This window comes from Lentzea sp. NPDC004789, assembly GCF_053601075.1.
On sequence record NZ_JBSGBE010000023.1, the window covers coordinates 98,329 to 119,509 of the forward strand.

Genomic DNA, 21,181 nt, shown 5'->3' on the forward strand with positions numbered 1-21,181 from the left:
AACACTCGCCGCCTACGGCAGTGTTGCCTGTCGGTGACATCGAGGAGAACCAATGAGGCTTGTCCAGATCGCGGCCGCCACCGCGCTCACCCTCACCCTCGCGGCCTGCGGCTCGGCCCAGAAGACGGTCGACCAGCAGAGCTCGTCGAGCGAGGGTGCGCTGGTGGGCGTCACCATGCCGACCCGCTCGTCGGAGCGGTGGATCCACGACGGCGACAACATCAAGAAGGCCCTGGAGGGCAAGGGGTACAAGGTCGACCTCCAGTACGCGGAGAACGACATCCCGACCCAGGCCAACCAGATCGAGAACCAGATCACCAAGGGCGCCAAGCTGCTGATCGTGGCGTCGATCGACGGCACCGCGATCACCTCGCAGCTGCAGCAGGCCGCGGACGCGAAGATCCCGGTCATCGCCTACGACCGGTTGATCCGCAAGAGCCCGAACGTCGACTACTACGCCACGTTCGACAACTTCAAGGTCGGTGTGGAGCAGGCGAACTCGCTGCTCGCCGGGCTGAAGACGCGTGGTGAGGGCCCGTTCAACGTCGAGCTGTTCGCGGGCTCGCCGGACGACAACAACGCCACGTTCTTCTTCAACGGCGCGATGTCGGTGCTCCAGCCGCTCATCGACCAGGGCAAGCTCGTGGTGAAGTCCGGCCAGAAGGACTTCAAGACGGTCGCGATCCTGCGCTGGGACCCGGCCACCGCGCAGAAGCGCATGGAGGACCTGCTCACCTCGACCTACGGCGGTGCCAAGGTCGACGGCGTGCTGTCCCCCTACGACGGTCTGTCGATCGGCATCCTGTCCGCGCTCAAGAGCAGCGGCTACGGCACCGGCGGCCAGGCCTACCCGATCGTGACCGGCCAGGACGCCGAGGTCGCCTCGGTGAAGTCGATCATCGCGGGTGAGCAGTACTCGACCATCCACAAGGACACCCGTCAGCTCGCCGACGTCACCGTCAAGATGGCCGACGCGGTGCTCAAGGGCGGCAAGCCCGAGGTCAACAACACCAAGGACTACGACAACGGCGTCAAGGTCGTGCCGTCGTACCTCCTGCAGCCGGTCACCGTCGACAAGTCCAACTACAAGAAGGAACTGATCGACTCCGGCTACTACACCGCCGACCAGCTCAGGTAACAACCGTGTCGGACGAAATCCTGGTGATGCGCGGCATCACCAAGAGGTTCGCGGGTGTCACCGCGCTGCACGACGTCTCGTTGAGCGTGCGGCGTGGTGAGATCCACGCGATCTGCGGAGAGAACGGCGCGGGCAAGTCCACGCTGATGAAGGTGCTGTCCGGGGTGCATCCGCACGGCACGTACGAAGGCGAGATCGTCTTCGACGGCGAGCCGTGCGCGTTCCACGGCGTGCGTGACAGCGAACAGCGCGGCATCGTGATCATCCACCAGGAGCTCGCGCTGTGCGGGCAGCTCTCGGTGGCGGAGAACCTGTTCCTGGGCAACGAAAGAGCACGGCGCGGGTTCATCGACTGGAACCGCACCAACCACGAGGCGCAGGCGCTGCTCGACCGCGTGGGACTGCGCGAGAACCCGACCACGCCGGTGAACGACCTCGGTGTCGGCAAGCAGCAGCTGGTCGAGATCGCCAAGGCGCTGTCCAAAGAGGTCAAGCTGCTGATCCTGGACGAGCCGACGGCCGCGTTGAACGACGACGACTCGCAGCACCTGCTCGACCTGCTCGACGGCCTGCGCGACGACGGCATCACCTCGGTGATCATCTCGCACAAGCTCAACGAGGTCACCAGGATCGCCGACAGCGTCACCGTGCTGCGGGACGGCAAGACGATCGAGACGCTGCCCGCCGCCGGGCTCAGCGAGGAACGCATCATCTCCGGCATGGTCGGCCGCGACCTGGAGCACCGGTTCCCGCCGCGCACCCCCGACGTCGGCGAGGAGGTGCTGCGCATCGAGGACTGGACGGTGCACAGCCCCGCCCAGCCGGACCGGGTCGTCGTGGACAACGCCACGTTGTCGTTGCGGCGCGGTGAGATCGTCGGTCTCGCCGGGCTGATGGGCGCGGGCCGCACGGAGCTCGCGATGAGCGTGTTCGGCCGCTCCTACGGCGTCGGCATCTCCGGCCGGGTGGTCAAGGACGGCGCGGAGATCGACACCAGGACGGTGCAGTCCGCGATCCGCCACGGGCTCGCGTACGTCAGCGAGGACCGCAAGCGCTACGGCCTGAACCTGATCGAGGGCGTGCAGCGCAACGTCTCCGCCGCGGCGCTGGACAAGCTCTCGAAGCGCGGCTGGGTCAACGAGAACGAGGAGTACACGGTCGCGGAGCGGTTCCGCCGCTCGATGGGCATCCGCACGCCGGCGGTGTCGACCCAGGTCGGCACGCTGTCCGGCGGCAACCAGCAGAAGGTCGTGCTGGCCAAGTGGATGTTCACCGACCCGGACGTGCTGATCCTCGACGAGCCGACGCGCGGCATCGACGTCGGCGCGAAGTACGAGATCTACTCGATCATCAACGACCTCGCCGCCCAGGGCAGGGCCGTGCTGGTCATCTCCTCGGAGCTGCCGGAGCTGCTCGGCCTGTGCGACCGGATCTACGCGCTGTCCGAGGGCCGGATCACCGGCGAGGTGAGCCGCGAAGAGGCCACGCAGGAACGCCTGATGCAGTACATGACACGAGGACAGAACACATGACCACGAACACCGCGGCCGCACCGGCGACCGCCCAGCAGGCTCCGCGCGGGCGGATCTCGATCAACCTGCGGCAGTCCGGCATCTACGTCGCGTTCGCGTTGATCGTCGTGTTGTTCGCGGTGCTGACCGACGGTGCCCTGCTGCAGCCGCAGAACATCTCGAACATCATCGTGCAGAACTCCTACGTGCTGATCCTCGCGATCGGCATGATCCTGGTGATCATCGGCGGGCACATCGACCTCTCGGTCGGCTCGACGGTGGCGCTGACCGGCGCGGTCTGCGCGGTGCTGACCGTCCAATGGGGACTCCCCTGGCCGGTCGCGGTGCTGCTAACGCTGCTGGCGGGCGCGCTCATCGGCGCGGCCCAGGGGTACTGGATCGCCTACTTCGGCATTCCGGCGTTCATCGTGACGCTGGCCGGCATGCTGGTGTTCCGCGCGCTGACCCTGACCACGCTGGGCAACCAGGGCATCGGCCCGTTCCCCGACGCGATCCGGTCGCTGTCCAACGGCTTCACCGGCGGCTACCTGGGCAACGTCGGCCTCGGCCCGCTGGGCGGCGCCGACCTGGTGAGCCTGCTCGCGGGCCTCGCCTGCGTGGCCGGGTTCGCGTTGTCGCAGTGGCGCAAGCGCGCGGCCCGGCTCGGCTACGGCCAGACCGTCGACTCGATGCCGGTGTTCGTGCTCAAGCTCGTGGGCGTCGCCGTGGTCGTGATGGCGGTCGTGGTGCAGCTCGCCCGGTTCCGCAACCTGCCGTGGGTGCTGGTGCTGCTCGCGGCGCTGGCGCTGGGCTACTCGCTGATGGCCAACAACTCCGTGTTCGGACGGCACATCTACTCGATCGGCGGCAACCTGCAGGCCGCCACGCTGTCCGGCGTGAAGGTCAAGGCCGTCACGTTCTGGGTGTTCGTCAACATGGGCGCGCTCGCCGCGCTCGCCGGCGTGATCTTCGCGGGACGGCTCAACCAGGCCGGTCCGACCGCGGGCACGTCGTTCGAGCTGGACGCCATCGCCGCGGCGTTCATCGGTGGCGCCGCCGTCCAGGGCGGTGTCGGCAAGGTGGTCGGCGCCATCACCGGCGGCCTGATCATGGGCGTGATCAACAACGGCATGTCGCTGATCGGCGCGCCCAGTGAACGCGTGATGCTCGTCAAGGGTCTGGTGCTGCTCGCGGCGGTCGCCTACGACGTCTGGACGAAGCGGCGCGCCTGAAAGTCGCTCGCGCTCGTCGGTGAAGGGCCTTCCACCCCTGAGATGCCGGAAGGCCCTTCACCGACCTGGTGCGAAAGTTCCCCAAGCACAAACCCGGAAGGCAGACAACAACGATGTTGTTATCCCTGCGCCATTTCGGCGTTGTCGTGGCCGTCACGGCCGCGCTGGTCTCCGTCCCGGCGGCCAACGCGGCCGAGTCACCGGCGCGGATCGCGGCCAACGCGCTGTCCGTGCCGAACATCGACGACGTTCGCGGCAACCTGACCCTGCCGACCACCGGCGAGAACGACACGACCATCACGTGGTCGTCGTCGGACCGCAAGGTGATCACCCCGACCGGTGAGGTGAGCCGTCCCCCCGCGGGCAGCAAGCCGGCCAAGGTCGTGCTGACGGCGAAGGTGAGCCGCGGGTGGTGGCAGTCCGCCACCCGCACGCTCACCGCGACCGTCCCGCCGTTGCCCGCCAAGGAACCGTTGGCGGGCTACAGCTTCTTCTACTTCACCGGTGAGGGCAGCCCGAACGGCGAGCAGATCTACGCCGCCGCCAGCAACGGCAACAACCCGCTGAGCTTCACCGAGCTCAACAACGGCCAGCCGATCCTCAAGTCCAGCCTGGGCGAGCTCGGCGTGCGCGACCCGTTCATCCTGCGCTCCCCCGAGGGCGACAAGTTCTACCTGCTCGCCACCGACCTCAAGATCAACGGCGGCAACGGCTGGGACGCGGCGCAGCGCACCGGCAGCCGGTCGATCATGGTGTGGGAGTCGACCGACCTGCGGAACTGGTCGCGCCAGCGCAGCGTCCAGGTGTCACCGCCGACCGCGGGCAACACGTGGGCGCCGGAAGCCCACTGGGACGCCAAGCGCGGCACCTACATCGTCTACTGGGCCTCGAAGCTGTACGCGGAGAACGACCCGGACCACAAGGGCGACAGCTACAACCGGATGATGTACGCGACCACCCGCGACTTCGTCACGTTCAGCGCGCCGAAGGTGTGGATCGACCCCGGTTACTCGGTCATCGACTCGACGGTCATCGAGCACGACGGCACCTACTACCGCTACACCAAGGACGAGCGCAACAACACGTCGTCCACGCCGTGCAGCAAGTTCATCACGGCGGAGAAGTCGACGGACCTGCTCAACCCCAAGTACGACTTCGTGGCGGAGTGCATCGGCAAGGCCACCGCGACCAGCCCCGGCCTGAGCGCCGGTGAGGGCCCGACGGGCTTCAAGTCCAACACCGAGAACAAGTGGTACCTGTTCATCGACGAGTTCGGCGGCCGCGGCTACGTGCCGTTCGAGACCACCGACCTCGCCTCCGGCAAGTGGACGATGTCGACCGGCGCCAAGCTGCCCGCGTCCCCGCGGCACGGCACCGTGCTGCCGGTGACCCAGGCCGAGCTGAACCGGATCACCGCTCCCCCGGCGCCGGTGAAGGCCGACGGCAAGGGCCTCGTCGCGCACTGGCCGCTCAACGGTTCCGCCAACGACGCCACCGGGCACGGCTACGACGGCGTGACCGCCGGCAAGACGACGTGGTCCGACGGTGCGCTGTCGTTGCAGGGCGGGCACGTCCAGCTGCCCAACAACATGCTGACCGGCGCGTCCGCCGCCACGGTCTCCGCCGACGTGCTGGTGGACCCGGCGCAGCAGACGCCGTACTTCCTCTACGGGTTCGGCAACACCGGCAAGGACGGGGTCGGCAACGGCTACCTGTTCAGCACCGGTGACACCTACCGCGGCGCGATCGCGACCGGCAACTGGTCGACCGAGCAGGGCGTGAACACCAACCGCCCGCTGCCGCGCGGCGTCTGGAAGAACGTGACGCTGACCGTCGGCGACGGCGTCGAGGTGCTCTACCTCGACGGTGTCGAGGTGGGCCGCAACACCGGCGTCACCATCAAGCCGTCGGACATCGGTGGCGGCATCACCGCGGCCAACTACCTCGGCCGGTCGGTCTACGCGCCGGACAAGCCGTTCCTCGGCAAGATGAAGGACGTCCGGCTCTACAACCGGGCGCTGTCCGGTGACGAGGTGGCGGGGCTGCCGTTCAACGGCACCCTGATCCGGTCGGTCTCGCACCCCTCGCTCAAGGCGCCCGCGGTCATCGGGGACGGCACCGTGGTGCTCCCCGTGAAACCCGGCACCGACCTGCGGCGGGTCAAGCTCGACTTCGGCCTCGCCCCCGGCGCCACCATCACCCCGAACGGCGCGGTCGACCTGCGCAAGCCCCGCAAGTTCGTGGTGAGGTCGGGCAGCGCGAGTCGCGAGTGGACGGTCGAGGCGCACGAGCTGCGCAGCCCCGTGCTGCCCGGCCTCAACGCCGACCCGAACATCGTGGCGTTCGGCGACACGTACTACATGTACGCGACCACCGACGGGTTCCCCGGCTGGAGCGGCACGAAGTTCTCCGCCTGGTCGTCCAAGAACCTGACCGACTGGAAGAACGAGGGCGTCATCCTCGACCTCGGTCCCGACGTCAGCTGGGCCGACAGCCGTGCCTGGGCGCCGACGATCGCCGAGCGGGGCGGCAAGTACTACTTCTACTTCTGCGCCGACGCCAAGATCGGTGTCGCGGTGAGCAACTCGCCCACCGGCCCGTTCGTCGACTCCGGCAAGCCGCTGATCCCGCGCAACCCCAGCGGCGGTGGCCAGGCGATCGACCCGGCGGTGTTCATCGACCACACCGGCAAGCCGTACCTCTACTGGGGCAACGGCGAGGCGTACGTCGCGCCGCTCAACGACGACATGATCTCCTTCGATCCGGCCAAGGTCGTCCGGATCGAAGGGCTGACGGACTTCCGCGAGGGCATGTTCATGGTCGAGCGGAAGGGCACGTACTACCTGAGCTGGTCGGTCGACGACACCGGCAGCGAGAACTACCGCGTCGCCTACGCCACGGCGCCGAGCCCGACCGGGCCGTTCACCAACCGCGGCCTGATCCTGAGCAAGGACCTCAAGCTCGGCATCAAGGGCACCGGCCACAGCTCGATGCTGCAGGTGCCCGGCACCGACGACTGGTACCTCGCCTACCACCGGTTCGCCATCCCGGACGGTGACGGCACGCACCGCGAGACCACCATCGACAAGCTGACGTTCAACCGCGACGGCACGATCGCCCCGGTCGTGCCCACCCTGGAGAGCGTCGCACCGCAGCGGATCCGGCCGCACCACTGCCGGGCCGACTACAACTGATCGAGGAGTTCGATGACGCAGCGGGAACCCGAGCTCGGCCGGGAACTGTTCGGCCGGGTCGGTGACACCGAGGTCCACCGGTACGTCCTGGCGTGGCCGGGTGGGCTCACCGTGCGGGTGCTGGACTACGGCGGCGTGATCCAGTCGCTGGAGGCTCCGGACCGCGACGGTGTGCCCGCCAACGTGGTGCTCGGGTTCCCGTCGCTCGACGACTACGTCGCGAACAACCAGCCGGACGCCGCCAGGGTGTTCTTCGGCGCCGTGATCGGCCGGTACGCCAACCGGATCGCCTCCGGCGCCTTCACCCTGGACGGCGTCCTGCACCGGCTGCCGCGCAACAACGGCCCGAACACCCTGCACGGCGGCCCCGCCGGCTTCGACACGCGGGTGTGGTCGGCGACCGAGCTGCACGAGACCGACAGCGTGGGCGTCCGGCTCGACCTGGAGAGCCCGGACGGTGACGCCGGGTTCCCCGCCACCGTGTCCGCGCAGGTGACCTACCGCCTCGACCGGCAGAACCGGCTGAGCATCACCTACCGCGCGACCACCGACGCGCCGACCGTGCTGAACCTGACCAACCACACGTACTGGAACCTGGCCGGCGAGGGCAGCGGCGACGTCTACGGGCAGTCGCTGGCCCTCAACGCGAGCCGGTTCTGCCCGGTCGACGACACGTTGATCCCAATGGGTGATCCTGTCGCCGTCGACGAAAGCCCGTTCGACTTCCGGACGCCGGTCCCGATCGGCGAGCGCATGAGCCTGCCCGATCCGCAGCTGCTCATCGCCGGCGGTTACGACCACAACTGGGTGCTGGACGCGGACGCGCCGTTCACGGCACGGGCGAGCGACCCGGTGTCCGGGCGCGTGCTGACGATGTGGACCAGCGAGCCCGGTCTGCAGTTCTACTCCGGCAACTTCCTGACCGAGGACCTGGTCGGCCCGAGCGGCCGCCCGTACCACCGCGGTGCCGGGTTCGCCCTGGAAGCGCAGCACTTCCCCGACTCGCCGAACCGCCCGGACTTCCCCAGCACGGTGCTGCGGCCGGGCGAGGTCTACCACCAGGAGACGGTGTACCAACTGTCCACAATGGATTAGAGCTTTCTGATCGATTCGACCGGCTATTCGATTCGACATGAACTTCCCGACGGGCTGTCTCGTTCAAGGATGTTGACCGAGCTCCGTTCACGAAGGGACCTGTCGTGACAGCCGTGTTCCAGGAAGCTGCCCTGCGCGATCTACCCCCTGCCGATCGCGAGCTGTTCCAGTCATTCGGCGCAGGACCGACCAGGACTCCCCCGTTCCACCACATCCATCACGCCTTTGAAACACATGCGTTACGACGTCCGCACTGGACGGCCGTGGAGCACCTCGGCGAGTCGCTCACCTACGCGGAACTCGACGCCAGGGCCTCCTGGCTCGCCGAGCTGCTCGTGCGCAACGGGGTGCGGCCCGGCGACCACGTGGGCCTGTTTCTCACCCGGTCCATCCCGATGGTCGTGGGCATCCTCGCGGTGCTCAAGGCGGGTGCGGCCTATGTGCCGCAGGACGTGCGCATCACCCCGGAAGCACACCTGCGGCACATCGTCCGCACCGCCCGCATCGACGTCGTGCTCACCACGAAGGCCGACGCGGCCGCGTTGCCCCGCCACCTCGGCATGGTCATCGCGATCGACGCCCTGCCCGAGGTGAGGTCGTTCCGCCGCAGCATCACCGGCGAGTCGGACATCGCGGCCGTCATCTTCACCTCCGGCACCACCGGACGGCCCAACGGGGTGCGCGTCTCGCACGCCAACCTGTGCAACGTCCTGCTCACCAGGCCCGGCACCCTCGGCGTCACCTCCGGGACCAGGGTGTCGCAGCTGCTGAACATCGCGTTCGACATGGCGATCTGGGAGATCCTCGGCACGCTCGCGAACGGCGGCACGCTGGTGATCCGCGGCACCGACATGGAGCAGACCGCGAGCACCGTGGACGTCGTCATCGCGACGCCCAGCGTGCTGGCGTCGTTGAATCCCGATGTGTGCCAACGGGTGCACACCGTCGCGGTCGCCGGTGAACGGTGCCCGCAGGCGCTGGCCGACAGGTGGTCGCGGCACGCGGCCTTCCACAACGCCTGCGGTCCCACGGAAGTCACCATCGTCAACACCGTGCAGCGCTACGACCCGAACGCCGGCGCGCTCACCATCGGCCGGCCGGTGCCGAACACCACGGTGTACGTGCTCGACGAGCACCTGCGGCCGTGCCGCATCGGCGAGGTCGGCGAGATGTGGGCGGGCGGCGCGTGCGTGACCGAGGGCTATCTGGGCGACGACGACCTGACCGCGCAACGATATCGGCCGGATCCGTTCCTCGGCGGCGACCACGTGATGTTCCGGACCCGCGACCTCGGCAGGTGGACGACCGACGGCCAGCTGGAGCACCACGGCCGCACGGACGACCAGGTGAAGGTCCGCGGGTTTCGGGTGGAGCTCGACGCCGTGACCTCGGCGCTGGAGCACGCGGTGGACTGCACCCGCGCCACGACGCTGGTGCACAACGGAAGGCTCGTCGGGTTCATCAGCCCGGCCACCGCGGCACCGGAGCAGGCCAGGCGCGCGGTCGAGCAGCGACTGCCCTACTACTGCGTGCCCACGCTGATCGTCCCCGTCGACACGTTGCCCACGACCGATCGCGGCAAGGTCGACCGGCGCGCGCTCGTGTCGCGTTTGGACGGTCTGGAGCAGAAGGAAACCGTGGCATGACGGTGCACGCTGTCGCGCTGCCGCCGGCCGACCGGTCGCTGCGCACGATCCTGCGCCGCCGTCCCTTCACCCACCACAACCGGCTCGCCGCGGCCGTCGTGCTCGCCAACGCCGTCGCCGCGCTGTCCTGGGACTGGCGGGGCGACGCGAAGGTGCTGACCGCGCTGGTGGTCCTCAACGTCACCCTGGCCGCGCTGATCCGCCAGCAGCTCGTGATCAACCTGCTGTTCCGGCTCGCCACCAGCGCGCCGACGCACTGGCCGTTGCGGATCCGCTGGACGCTCGGCAAGGTCTACCACTTCGGCGGGCTGCACGTCGGTGCCGCGATCTGCGCCACCGCGTGGTTCCTCGTGCTGGCCTGCACGACGACGGGACCACCGTTCGTGCGGGTGCTGACGTGGCTGATCTTCGCCGTGCTCGGCGGGATGATCGTGCTCGCGCTGCCCCGGTTGCGCGCCCGCCACCACGACCTCTTCGAGCGCTCGCACCGGTTCGGCGGCTGGTCGGTGCTCGTGCTGTTCGCCGTGCTGGCGGCGGTGTCGGACCCGGTGTTCCTCTGGCCGCTCGCCCTCGTGGCGGTCAGCGTGGCACTGCCGTGGCTGCGGCTGCGCCGGGTGCCGGTGCACATCGACAGCCCGTCACCGCACGTCGCGCTCGTGTCGTTCGACTACGGCGTCACGCCGTTCGCCGGTTCGTCGACCGCGGTGAGCCGCAACCCGTTGCTGGAGTGGCATTCCTTCGCCAACGTGCCGGCGCCGGGCCGCAGCGGGTTCCGGCTCACGATCTCCCGTGCCGGCGACTGGACGGGGAGGTTCATCGCCGACCAGCCCGGTCACGTGTGGGTGAAGGGCATTCCCACCGCGGGCGTCGGCAACATCGACAAGCTGTTCACCAGGGTGGTGTGGGTCGCCACCGGCAGCGGTATCGGCCCCTGCCTGCCCCACCTGCTCGCCGAGACCGCGCCGGCCAAGCTCGTGTGGTCCACCCGCGACCCGCGCCGCACCTACGGTGACGCGCTGGTGGACGAGATCCTGCGGGTGCAGCCCGACGCCGTCGTCTGGGACACCTCCACCCAGGGCAAACCGGACCTCGTCGCCCTCGCCCACGACGCCTGCCGCCGGTTCGACGCGGAGGCGGTCATCTGCATCTCCAACAAGCAGACCACCTGGCAGGTCGTCGAAGAGATCGAATCCAGGGGAATTCCCGCCTACGGCGCGATCTGGGACTCGTGAGGAGACCACTGTGGACTATCAGAACCTGGTGCTCGACGAGCAGGGCGGCGTGCTGACCGTGACCGTGAACCGGCCGCGGGCCCGCAACGCCCTGTCGCAGGCGACGCTCAGCGAACTGCGCCACCTCCTGACGGGTATGTCCGGCCCTCGCGCGGTGCTGCTGACGGGGGCGGAGGGGCCCGCGTTCATCGCCGGTGCCGACATCCGCGAGATGGCTGCGATGACACCGGAAGAAGGCGAGGCGTTCGGCGCGCTGGGCCAGGAGGTGACCCGGTTGCTCGAACAGCTGCCCGTGCCGGTCGTGGCCTGCGTGGACGGTTACGCGCTCGGCGGCGGCTGCGAGATGGCGCTGGCGTGCGACTTCGTCTACGCCACCGGCAAGGCGGTGTTCGGGCAACCGGAGGTGCTGCTGGGCCTCATCCCCGGCTTCGGCGGCTGCGTGCGGCTGTTCCGCCGCGTCGGGGTCGCCCGCGCCCGCGAGATGATCTACTCCGGCCGCCGGGTCGACGCGGCCGAGGCGCACCGGATCGGGTTGGTGAACCAGGTCTTCGACACGCGCGAGGAGATGTTCACCGCCGCACGGCTCGTGCTCGCCGACATCGCGGCCAACTCGCCCGACGCGGTGGCGGCGTGCAAGGCGACCCTGCGCGCCGTCGACGGACTGCCCGTCGACACCGGCCTGCGCGTCGAGCTGGACGCGTTCCGGCACACCTTCACCACCGCCGACATGCGCGAGGGAACATCGGCGTTCCTGGCCAAACGCACTCCGGTGTTCCGCCGGTGAGACGAGGTGCGCCATCAACACCGAACACATCACCCTGCTGCGCGCGCTGCACGACGGTCACGCCGCCGCGCTCTGGCGTTACGCGCTGCGCCTCACCGGCGACGAACAACTGGCGGAGGACGTCGTCCAGGAGGCACTGCTGCGCGCCTGGCGGCATCCCGACATCCTGGAACAGGGCTCCTCGGCGTCGAAGGCGTGGCTGTACGCCGTGGCGCGCAACTTCGCCATCGACGAACGCCGCAGCGCCCAGGCCAGGTGGGAGGTCGAGTCCGCCCGCGTGCCGGAGTGCCCCCGGTCCGACGACACCGACGCCGCGCTCGACGCCTGGCTCATCGCCGACGCGCTGTCCCAGCTGAAACCCGAACACCGCGTGGTGATCGCACGCGCCTACTACCGCGGTGAGACCATCGCCGAGCTCGCCGACGCCCTGGACGTGCCGCAGGGCACCGTGAAGTCGCGGCTGCACTACGGCCTGCGCGCGCTTCGGCTGGCGTTGCAGGAGAACGGGGTCACGGGGCGGTGATCCCTCCGACGGATCCGTTCCGGGAGTGGGACGTCGCCTACGTGCTGGGGTCGCTGTCGCCGGGCGACCGCCAGGCCTACGAACGCCACCTCGAGGTCTGCCCGCCGTGCGAGCACGCGGTGGGCCAGCTCGCGGGGATGCCGGGATTTCTGGCGCGCGTGCCGAGATCCTGGGCGGTGGAGTCGCTCGGCACCGCGCCGGAGGTGCCGCCGACGTTGCTGCCCCGGCTGGTGCGGGCGGTGCGGCGGCGGGCCCTGGTGGTCACGGCGGTGGCGGTCCTGGTCGCCGCCGTGGCCGGTGCCGGCGTGTGCGGGGTGTTCTGCTGGCTGATGTGAACCGGCGGGAAGAAGCGGTTCAGCGGCCCGCTCGGTCCTCGACGAACGGCACACGCGTCCACCCGAGCCGCGGGAAGAAGCGGTTCAGCGACCGCGGGCGCGCACCGCCCGCGGCGACTCCCCCAGCTCACGCCGGCAGACCTTGTTGAACGCCTGCAGGTCCGGGATCCCGACCGCCGCCGCCACCGCCGAGATCGACAACGTCGAGGCGGTGAGCAGGTGACGTGCGCGTTCCACCCGGCGGCGCCGCAGGTACGCCACCACCGTGGTGCCCAGCCGGGCCTGGAACAACCGGGTCAGGTGGTTGTGCGACACCCCGGCCACCCTGGCGATCTCCGCGACGGGCAAGGGCGTGCCCAGGTGCGCCTCGACGTGCGCCGCGGCCACCGCCACCGGATCGGCCGCGGTACGGCCGGCGGGGGCGTCGGAAAGCTGCCACAGCACGGTCCACAGGTGCGCCGAGGCCCGTGCGGGTGCCGCCGCGAGGGCGCCGCGCAGGAGGCGGGCGATGACCGTCCTGTTCGGACCGGCGTCCTGCATCACCGGTGCCACGCGGCGTTCCGCGGTGCCGGGGAGGCGCAGGTGCGCGTAGAGGTGCTCGGACCTGCCGCGGTAGCGGAACAGCACCTCGGTGTCGGGCGGCACCAGGCTGGCGTGGCCGGGGGCGATGCGGTGCGCCGTGCCGCCCACCTCCAGCACGCCCTCGTACCCGTAGAGGTGCAGCTGCCACAGGTCCGGCAACCGGAACACGTCCTCCAGGCCCGTGACGCCGTGCACGCCGACTCCGACGTCCGCCACCTCCGGCGGCTCGCCCAGCGGCAGCACGACCTGATGCACGGTGAAAAATTACCAGTACTGGGTGAATACAACCCACGCACCGCACCGACCTGCCCTCCTACGTTCGTCGCATGCGAACCAGCACTCTGCTCACTTCGGTGCAGCTGGCGCGTTTCGTGGCGCACGGCTACCTGCGCCTCGACGCGGTCGTGCCCGAGGAGATGAACCGGGAAGCGCTCGACCTGCTCCCGCGCGGAATCCCGGACGTGCCGTACGGCACCGCGGTCGCCGACGCCTATCCCGACGGCTCCTTTCCCCGGCGGCTCGTCGAGCTGCCCGCCGTGGCCGGGGCCCTGCGCAGCCTCGTCGGCCCTGATCCCACCGTCGACCACCACGCGGTGCACGTGCGCGAACCCCATGAAGGCCACGCGCAGCCGTTGCACGGCGACGCGATCATCGACGTGCGGCCGGACGCCTTCGACGTGCAGCTGATGTACTACCCGCAGCGGGTCACCCCCGACATGGGCGGCACGCTCGTCGTGCCGGGCAGCCATCTGCGCCGCACCAACGAAAGCGACACCGGCCGCTACCAGAACCTGCGCGGCCAGACCCGCCTGGTCTGCCCGGCGGGCACCGTTCTCCTGCTGCACCACGGGATCTGGCACGGCGGGCGCCGCAACGACAGCGACCTCCGCCGGTACATGTTCAAGATCCGCTTCAACCCGGCGGTGCCGCAGGTGCGGCTGTGGGACACCGCCGACATGGCCGACCCCGCGGTCGCGGAGGAGCTGAGCCGGTACTTCCCGTGGTACGAGCACGCCACCGGCCGGCTGGAGATCTACAACCGGGTGCTGCTGTGGCGCGCGCTCAGCGGCGACCCGTCGTTCGACGTCGAGCACTGGGTCACGCGCGTCACCAACCGTCCCGCCGACAGGAGCCGCGCATGAGCCTCCGGCAGCAGGTCCTGGTCCTCTACCTGGCCACCTCCGCACTCGACTCGCCGGTGGTCGGCTGGTCCCGCTACGACGGCACCGGCACCACCCGGCCCACCACCGGCGACTCCGACGAACCGCCCTACCCCGACGGTGTCGCGGCGCTGCGGGACGGCTGGCGGCTCATCCAGGCCTCGCCGCTGCTGCCGCCGCAGGCCGGGGCCGAGTACGGCACCTCGTTCCTCAAGCACGAGTTCTTCTTCGAGAAGCTCAGCTAGAACCACGCAGAACGGCCTCGACGTTCTTGCGTTCGGTGCCCAGCTTGGCGAGCACGCGCGCCACGTGCTTCTCGACCGTGCGGGGCGAGAGGAACAGGGTCTGCGCGATGTCGGCGTTGGTGGCGCCGCGGCCGAGGAGCTCGGCGACCTCCAGCTCCCTGGGTGAGAGCTCGCCGCCGTACCCGCGGCGGCCGGGCCGGGCCGGTTCACCGACCCCCAACGAGCGCAGGGCCTGCTGGCAGCGGGTGGCACCGGCGGTCGCACCGAGTCCGGTGTAGACGGTCGCCGCCTCGGCCAGGTGCGCGGCGGCCTGCTCGGGGTCGGCGGACGCGAGGGCGTTGCCGAGGTGCTCGGTGGCCTTCGCCGCGAGGTACGGGCTGCCGATGTCCAGCCACCGTTGCCGGGCCGCGGCGAAGTGCCCGGCGGCTGCCTCGGTGCCTCGCAGCAGCAGTCCCTTGGCGAGGTTCAGCTCCGCGGCGAGATCCGGAGCGTCCAGGTCGCGAAGGCGGGCTTCGGCTCCGGCCACCAGCAGGTCAGCCTCGTCACGGTGCCCGGCGGCCAAGGCGGCCTCGACCACGACGCGGTGCAGGTCCTTGAGCCATGCCCAGGGAGCGCTCCCGCGCAACAACGGCACCACGGGTTCGGCGATCGCCCAGGCCGCCTGCGGGTCGTCCTGGGCCAGCCTGACCGCGATGAGCTCGGTGGAGACCTCCAGGTTCGTTCCCCCTGGGGTCATGTCGTTCGTGTGCTGCTTGGCGCTGGTGAAGTGTTCGAGGGCAGCGGAGTACCGCCCCTGGGCGAGAGCGAGGCGTCCCCGGCACAGCGCGAGGCCGAGGCCGACCATCCCGACGTCGGGGTAGCCGCGCGCCAGGTCGGCGAACCCCGTCTCCAGACCGTCCCAGCGACCGGTCAGCCAGTCGAGGTACAGCAGCCTGATGCGGCAAAGACATTCGTAGCGCTGGCCACCCAGGCGCCGGGCGAGGTCCAGGCTCTCGAGCAGCAGCTCGTGGGCCCGGCGGTAGTGACCGAGATGGGTGGTCGCCATGATCACGTTGTGCAGCGCACGCCAGGTATGCGCCAGCACCGCGATGTCCGGGCTCTGGCGCGGCAGCTGCTCCACCAGCGGCCAGACCGCGGGATCACCTTCCTTGGCCATCAGCGTGAGCCGGGTCGCCCGCACCGCGGCCTTGATCGCCTCGTCGGTGCTGTGCCGGACGACCGACTCGGCCTGGTCGAGCCATCTCCACGCACGCTCGGCGTCGTTCTGGTGGCCGACGTTCGCCAGAGCGATCATCGCCCGCGCCGCCTTGTCCGGGAGGGTGGCCAGCTCGTCGACCGCGCGTTCGAGCTCGGGGTAACCGGCGTCCCAGTCGGCCGCGACGTTGACGGTGATCAGGCCGAGCCCCAGCCGGACCTCGCCGCGGATCGCCTCCGGCAGCAGCGGATCGGCGAGCACGGCCCTCAGCAGGCGGGCGTTCGTGGCGAAGTCGGCGCCGTAGTCGGCGATCCGCGCGAGCGCGAGCGCGACCCGGGACCGCTGCTCGACGCCGACGTCCGGCTCGTTCAGGAGCTGCTGCAGGAGGGTGACGGCGGTGCCGGCATCGCCGAGCGCCACGGCCTGGTCGGCCGCGTCCTCGACCCGGACGAGCCAGCCCTCCCGGTCACCCGTCGCGAGCGTGTGGTGCGCGATCTGCACCAACGGCACCGGGTCGTGCGTCTCGAACACCTCGATCGCCCGCCGGTGCAGGCGGGTGCGGCGTGGCCCGGGGACGTGCCGGTACGCGACCTGCTGCGCCAGGACGTGCCGGAACCAGTACAGGTCCGTGCCGATCTCCTGCAGCACCGCCGCGCCCAGCGCGTCGAGCAGGCCCTGCGCGGCCTGCTCGGGTTCGAGCCCGGCGACCTCGGCGAGCAGTGCCTCGGTGGCGGGCACGGCGAGCACGGCCGCCGCGTCGACCACGGCGGCACCTTGCGGGGACAGGGCCACCAGCCGCTCGGTGACCGCCGTGCGCAGCCCCTCCGGCACATCGGCTTTTTCCAGTTCGCCGGGGTCGTGGCGGTCCCTGGCGCGGAATGTCAGCAGGTCCTCCTCCGCGACCAGCGGCAGGCCCTCGCTGCGGCGGTGCAGCACGGCGCACAGCTCACGGGTCGCGCCGCCACCGAGCGCGGCGGTGGCCAGTTCGGCGACCTCGCTCTCGCTCAGCGGCGTCAGCCTGATCACGGCGGGGCGGTGGGCGCCGCCGAGGACCGAGGAGCCGTTCTCGGCACGGCAGGTGAGCACCAGGGCGAGCTGTTCTGGCAGGTCACGGGCGAGCAGCAGGAGCAGCTCGCGGGTGGCGTCGTCCACCCAGTGCAGGTCCTCGACGACCAGAACGGTCCGGCCGATCGCGGCGAGCACCGACCGCACGGCCCGGATCAGCTGGTGCCGAGCCCCGCCCGGATCGTCCGGTTTGGACGGTATCGGTGGCAGCAAGTCGGCGAGATCGGGCAGCAACGGGGCCAGCGCTCCCGCCGTGGGCGGCAGATCCGCACCCTGCAGCCACGGCCCGACCTTGCCGAGCGCGTCGATCACCGGCCCGTACGGCAGGGGTTCGCGCAGCGGGTGGCAGAAGCCGGTCACGACGCGCCACCCGTCCGACCGCAGCACCGCGGTGGCCTCGCGGACCAGCCGGGACTTGCCCATCCCGGCATCGCCCTCGACCACGACCACCGCGGGTGGCTGCCGGATGGCGTCCAGCAGCAGCTCCAGCTCGTGCCGGCGGCCCACGAACGGCAAGGAACCGCCGAACCCAGCCACCCGCGTCACCCGTCCTCCGGACACCCGTTTGGCGAGGAGCTTACCGCTGAATGCATCCACGAACTGTTACGCCATGTGAATGAACGGACCCCACACCCCGGTCCCGCACCGGCGCACCGGTGCGGGACCAGTCGCACGTCAGGGGGTGGAGAGCTCGAAGCGCGACACTGCGACCGAGCCACCCAGCGCCTGCGTGGCGTGGTTGAAGATGCCGAACCGGTAGCCCATGAAGAACTGCCAGTCGCTCTTCAACGTGAAGGCGGTTCCCAGCGAGGTGAAGTTCACCCCGTCCGTGCTGTAGGAGAACCGGGCCTGTCTGCCGCTGCCGGGACGGATGTCGGCGTTGGCGCGCAACCAGATCCGGTTGCCGGTGAGGTTCGCGCTCGCGACCTCGGTGCCGGTGCCGGTGGTGTTCCAGTTGCCGTCCATGGTCAGCCCGTTGACCATCACCACCCGGTTGCGGCCGTTGTCGCGCTTGATCCCGATCCACGCCGAGGAGTCGCGCAGCATCGCGAGGCCGCTGCGGTCACCGTCGCGCATCGAGGTCACGTCCAGGGCGACGGTGGCGGTGGACGAGGGTCCCTGGATCCGGTGGGTGAGGGTGTTGCGGGCGTTGTACAGGTCGTTGGTGACGGTCGCGGTGGACAGCCGCAAACCGTTGTTGACGCTGTACTTCGTGGTGTCGGGGTTGTGGTTCCACTCCCACTGCGGCCCGAGCGCGGTGCCCTCGAAGGTGTCCACGCCCGTCATGGGTTTGACCTGGCGCGGTGGTGGCGGCAGGTTCGGTTTCGGGTAGCTCGCGCCCCAGCCGCCGTTGACCGTGGTGATGCGCGGCCAGCCGTCGGCGGTCCAGGTGACCGGCGCGAGCACCGGCATGCGGCCGCCGGGATAGGCGTCGATGAACGCCATGTAGTACCAGTCGCCGTTCTGCGTCTGCACGAGACCGCCCTGGTGCGGCACTCCCGCGCCCTGGACCGGCGACGGCATGTTCAGCAGCACCTGCTGGACGGTGTACGGGCCGAACGGGCTCGACGCCCTCAGCACGTACTGGCCGTTCGCGGGCCGGGTCACCCAGATGTAGTAGTAGCCGCCACGCTTGTAGAACCGCGAGCCCTCCAGCGTGCCGATGTTCGACGGCGTCTGGAACACCTGCTGGGAGCGGACCTCGGACTTCCCGTCCGGCGAGAGCTGCGCGACGCTGATCTGCGTGTTGCCGTACGCGACGTACATCGTGTCGTTGTCGTCGACCAGCATGCCGGCGTCGTAGTAGCACTTGTTGATGGTGGACAGCTTCGACCACTGGCCGTCCACGGCGGCGGCGGTGTAGATGTGCGTCTGCGCGAAGTCGACGCAACCGCCCCAGTAGTAGGTCTTGTTGCTCTTGCGGTAGTTCAGGAACGACGCCCAGATGCCGCGAACGTAACCGCGTCCGCCGTTGAGGTCGTACTTGGCGCCGAAGTCCAGCCGTGGCACGGAATGCCCGGCGTACTCCCAGTTCACCAGGTCGTACGAGCGCAGCACCGGCGCGCCCGGCGAGTAGTGCATGGTCGACGCCGAGTAGTAGTAGGTGTCGTCCACGCGGATGATGTCGCCGTCCGCGAAGTCCTGCCACATCACGGGGTTGTTGAACGACGCCTGTGGTCCGGAGGTCGTCGTGGTCGTGGTGGTGGTCGTCGTGGTCGTGGGCGTGCCGGGGTCGTTGCAGGTGACACCGTTGAGGCGGAACGACACCGGGTCGGGGTTGGCCGAGGTGTAGGTGCCGTTGAACCCGAAGTCGACCTTGCCGCCGGTCGGCACGGAACCGTTGTAGGACGCGTTGCGCGCGCTGACCTGGTCGCCGCTCTGCGTGATCACGGCGTTCCAGTGCTGGCCGACCTGCTGGCCGGACGCGTAGGTCCACTCGAGGTTCCAGCCGTCGATCGCGTCACCGGTGTTGGTGATCGACACGGACGCGCCGAAACCGCCCTGCCACTCGGAGGTCTTGCTGTAGGTGACCGAACAGCCGGGAGCCGCGTGCGCGGCCGTGCTCGCGGCGAGCCCCGCCGCCACGAGGGTGAGTGCGGCGACCGTCGCCGCTACCGGTGCGCGCCTCATGACCTCGTCCACTTCTGGCTCGGCTGGCCGTTGCAGGTCGACAGCACCAGCCGCGTGCCGTTGCCGGTGCCGGACCGGTCGGCGTCGAGGCACAGGCCCGCGTTGCGGACCGTGCCGTCGGTCTCGACGGTCCAGCGCTGGTTGGTCTGGCCGTTGCACGACCAGGTGATGACGCGGGTACCGGGGGTGGTGCCCTGGTTGTAGGCGTCGAGGCACTTGTCGCCGAACACCCTGATCTCACCGTTCGGCCACGACGTCCACTGCTGGCTCGCCGCGGTGGTGCAGTCCTGCAGCGCGGTGTTGGCGCCGGCGGCGGTGGAACCGTTCTCGACGTCGGCGCACCGGTTGGACGCGGTGCCGCGGAACCTCGCGGTGGTGCCGGTGACCTGGCTGCCACCGCTCACCCGGTACGCGGCCACGCCGTGCGCCGGGACGGAGGCCGAGATCGCGCCCGTGGTGGTGGAGGTGCCGCCGGTCCACAGGTCGGTCAGCGTGAAGCTTCCTCCGGACAGGCCGATCTGGGCGGCCGTGGTCGACACGGTCGCCGTGCCGCTGCCGCGGTTGAACAACCCGACGGCGACCGAGCCGTCCGAGAGCGGCTTGGCGAAGATCTCGGTGGCGCCGTCGTCGCGAACGCGGCGGCCACCCGCGCCGAGGCGGTCCTGGTTGACCGCGATCAGCCGCGGGTTGCGCAGGATCGCGCTCACGTCGGCCGACATGGTGCGGATGTCGTTGCCCGCCATGAGCGGCGCGGCCATCAACGACCACAACGCGAAGTGCGCGCGGGATTCCGTGAGGGACAGGCCGGGGCGGCCGACGACCAGCATGTCCGGGTCGTTCCAGTGGCCGGGGCCGGACTGCACGGCGAGCGGGGCGGTGATGTCGACGACGTTGCCCACGCCCATCGGGTAGCTGTTGACGTTGTTGTTCTGCCAGATGTCCAGCAGGTCCTCGGTGGTCCGCCACAGGTCGGCGACCTCACCCCAGTTGTACCGGTCGCCGGTGATGGCGTGGAAGCTGTTGGGGTTGATGCTGTAGACGATCGGGCGGCCGGTGGCGCGCAACGCGTCGCGCATGATCGAGAACCGGGCGACCTGCTCGTCCCGCGTCCCCGCGCCCGAGCACCAGTCGTACTTCAGGTAGTCCACGCCCCACGACGCGAACGTCCTGGCGTCCTGCGCCTCGTGGCCCTTGCTGCCCGTCGCGCCGGGGAACGCGCCGGTGCCCTGCGCGCACGTCTTCTCGTTGGGCACCTGGTAGATGCCGAACTTCAGGCCGCGCGCGTGGATGTAGTCGCCCAGCGCCTTCATGCCGCTCGCGAACTTCGTCGGGTGGCCCCTGAGGTTGCCGGCCGAGTCGCGCTGCGGGTCGAACCAGCAGTCGTCCACCACCACGTACTGGTAGCCGGCGTCGCGCATGCCCGAGGACACCATCGCGTCGGCGGCCTGGCGCACCTGGGCCTCGGTGATGCCGCACCCGAAGCTGTTCCAGCTGTTCCAGCCCAGCGGCGGGGTCAGCGCCGGGCTGCCGGGCGCGGCGTCGGCGGCCGGAGCGGTGATGGTGGCGAGCACCAGCACCGCGGCGGCAGCGAGTCTTCTGGGCATCGTCGCCCC

Annotated in this window: 16 protein-coding genes; 12 read left to right on the forward strand and 4 right to left on the reverse strand. The window is 70.0% G+C overall.

Features of this window, described 5'->3' with window-relative positions:
• Positions 1–52 precede the first annotated feature (52 nt).
• From chvE to ACWEIJ_RS38235, 10 genes are all read left to right on the forward strand, one after another.
• Entirely contained in the window at positions 53–1,138 is a 1,086-nt protein-coding gene (gene chvE, locus ACWEIJ_RS38190) for a multiple monosaccharide ABC transporter substrate-binding protein (RefSeq protein ID WP_449842149.1), read from the forward strand.
• A gap of 26 nt (positions 1,139–1,164) precedes the next feature.
• Complete coding sequence (gene mmsA / locus ACWEIJ_RS38195; RefSeq protein WP_449842198.1) at positions 1,165–2,670, forward strand: multiple monosaccharide ABC transporter ATP-binding protein; 1,506 nt, start codon at positions 1,165–1,167, stop codon at positions 2,668–2,670.
• Positions 2,667–3,881 (forward strand): multiple monosaccharide ABC transporter permease, encoded by a 1,215-nt coding sequence (mmsB, locus tag ACWEIJ_RS38200; protein WP_449842150.1) that lies wholly within the window; start codon positions 2,667–2,669, stop codon positions 3,879–3,881. The genes mmsA and mmsB overlap by 4 nt, the downstream gene beginning before the upstream one ends.
• Before the next feature lie 113 nt (positions 3,882–3,994).
• Positions 3,995–7,075, forward strand: a complete 3,081-nt coding sequence (locus tag ACWEIJ_RS38205) for a family 43 glycosylhydrolase (protein ID WP_449842151.1) — start codon at positions 3,995–3,997, stop codon at positions 7,073–7,075.
• Between the two features lie 12 nt (positions 7,076–7,087).
• On the forward strand, positions 7,088–8,170 hold the full coding sequence (locus ACWEIJ_RS38210) for an aldose epimerase family protein (protein WP_449842152.1): 1,083 nt from the start codon (positions 7,088–7,090) through the stop codon (positions 8,168–8,170).
• 113 nt (positions 8,171–8,283) lie between these two features.
• On the forward strand, positions 8,284–9,816 hold the full coding sequence (locus ACWEIJ_RS38215; protein WP_449842199.1) for an amino acid adenylation domain-containing protein: 1,533 nt from the start codon (positions 8,284–8,286) through the stop codon (positions 9,814–9,816).
• On the forward strand, positions 9,813–11,048 hold the full coding sequence (locus ACWEIJ_RS38220; RefSeq protein ID WP_449842153.1) for a hypothetical protein: 1,236 nt from the start codon (positions 9,813–9,815) through the stop codon (positions 11,046–11,048). Before ACWEIJ_RS38215 ends, ACWEIJ_RS38220 begins: the two co-directional genes overlap by 4 nt.
• Positions 11,049–11,058: 10 nt before the next feature.
• The gene (locus tag ACWEIJ_RS38225) at positions 11,059–11,832 is read left to right on the forward strand and encodes an enoyl-CoA hydratase/isomerase family protein (RefSeq protein ID WP_449842154.1); all 774 of its coding nucleotides are present in this window, start codon (positions 11,059–11,061) and stop codon (positions 11,830–11,832) included.
• A gap of 28 nt (positions 11,833–11,860) precedes the next feature.
• Complete coding sequence (locus ACWEIJ_RS38230; RefSeq protein ID WP_449842200.1) at positions 11,861–12,355, forward strand: sigma-70 family RNA polymerase sigma factor; 495 nt, start codon at positions 11,861–11,863, stop codon at positions 12,353–12,355.
• Positions 12,352–12,690 (forward strand): anti-sigma factor family protein, encoded by a 339-nt coding sequence (locus tag ACWEIJ_RS38235; RefSeq protein ID WP_449842155.1) that lies wholly within the window; start codon positions 12,352–12,354, stop codon positions 12,688–12,690. Before ACWEIJ_RS38230 ends, ACWEIJ_RS38235 begins: the two co-directional genes overlap by 4 nt.
• Positions 12,691–12,774: 84 nt before the next feature.
• Here the strand turns inward: ACWEIJ_RS38235 and ACWEIJ_RS38240 are convergent, their stop codons facing one another.
• Positions 12,775–13,527 (reverse strand): helix-turn-helix domain-containing protein, encoded by a 753-nt coding sequence (locus ACWEIJ_RS38240; RefSeq protein ID WP_449842156.1) that lies wholly within the window; start codon positions 13,525–13,527, stop codon positions 12,775–12,777.
• A 71-nt stretch (positions 13,528–13,598) separates the two neighbouring features.
• Between ACWEIJ_RS38240 and ACWEIJ_RS38245 the strand changes: the two genes are divergently transcribed.
• Both ACWEIJ_RS38245 and ACWEIJ_RS38250 read left to right on the forward strand, forming a co-directional pair.
• Positions 13,599–14,414: a phytanoyl-CoA dioxygenase family protein gene (locus ACWEIJ_RS38245; RefSeq protein ID WP_449842157.1), complete on the forward strand. Its 816-nt coding sequence runs from the start codon at positions 13,599–13,601 to the stop codon at positions 14,412–14,414.
• The gene (locus tag ACWEIJ_RS38250; protein ID WP_449842158.1) at positions 14,411–14,677 is read left to right on the forward strand and encodes a hypothetical protein; all 267 of its coding nucleotides are present in this window, start codon (positions 14,411–14,413) and stop codon (positions 14,675–14,677) included. The genes ACWEIJ_RS38245 and ACWEIJ_RS38250 overlap by 4 nt, the downstream gene beginning before the upstream one ends.
• On the opposite strand, the gene ACWEIJ_RS38255 is transcribed toward ACWEIJ_RS38250, so the two are convergent.
• From ACWEIJ_RS38255 to ACWEIJ_RS38265, 3 genes are all read right to left on the reverse strand, one after another.
• Positions 14,670–17,483: a helix-turn-helix transcriptional regulator gene (locus ACWEIJ_RS38255; RefSeq protein WP_449842159.1), complete on the reverse strand. Its 2,814-nt coding sequence runs from the start codon at positions 17,481–17,483 to the stop codon at positions 14,670–14,672. The genes ACWEIJ_RS38250 and ACWEIJ_RS38255 overlap by 8 nt on opposite strands.
• Before the next feature lie 129 nt (positions 17,484–17,612).
• A complete protein-coding gene (locus ACWEIJ_RS38260) occupies positions 17,613–19,568 on the reverse strand; it encodes a family 43 glycosylhydrolase (RefSeq protein ID WP_449842160.1) in 1,956 nt (651 codons plus the stop codon).
• A complete protein-coding gene (locus ACWEIJ_RS38265) occupies positions 19,565–21,172 on the reverse strand; it encodes a glycoside hydrolase family 27 protein (protein ID WP_449842161.1) in 1,608 nt (535 codons plus the stop codon). Before ACWEIJ_RS38265 ends, ACWEIJ_RS38260 begins: the two co-directional genes overlap by 4 nt.
• Positions 21,173–21,181 lie beyond the last annotated feature (9 nt).

Coding starts and splice junctions, on each gene's coding strand:
- chvE (WP_449842149.1), top strand. CDS start 53: ATGAGGCTTGTCCAGATCGCGGCCGCCACCGCGCTCACCCTCACCCTC.
- mmsA (WP_449842198.1), top strand. CDS start 1,165: ATGCGCGGCATCACCAAGAGGTTCGCGGGTGTCACCGCGCTGCACGAC.
- mmsB (WP_449842150.1), top strand. CDS start 2,667: ATGACCACGAACACCGCGGCCGCACCGGCGACCGCCCAGCAGGCTCCG.
- ACWEIJ_RS38205 (WP_449842151.1), top strand. CDS start 3,995: ATGTTGTTATCCCTGCGCCATTTCGGCGTTGTCGTGGCCGTCACGGCC.
- ACWEIJ_RS38210 (WP_449842152.1), top strand. CDS start 7,088: ATGACGCAGCGGGAACCCGAGCTCGGCCGGGAACTGTTCGGCCGGGTC.
- ACWEIJ_RS38220 (WP_449842153.1), top strand. CDS start 9,813: ATGACGGTGCACGCTGTCGCGCTGCCGCCGGCCGACCGGTCGCTGCGC.
- ACWEIJ_RS38245 (WP_449842157.1), top strand. CDS start 13,599: ATGCGAACCAGCACTCTGCTCACTTCGGTGCAGCTGGCGCGTTTCGTG.
- ACWEIJ_RS38250 (WP_449842158.1), top strand. CDS start 14,411: ATGAGCCTCCGGCAGCAGGTCCTGGTCCTCTACCTGGCCACCTCCGCA.
- ACWEIJ_RS38260 (WP_449842160.1), bottom strand. CDS start 19,568: ATGAGGCGCGCACCGGTAGCGGCGACGGTCGCCGCACTCACCCTCGTG.
- ACWEIJ_RS38265 (WP_449842161.1), bottom strand. CDS start 21,172: ATGCCCAGAAGACTCGCTGCCGCCGCGGTGCTGGTGCTCGCCACCATC.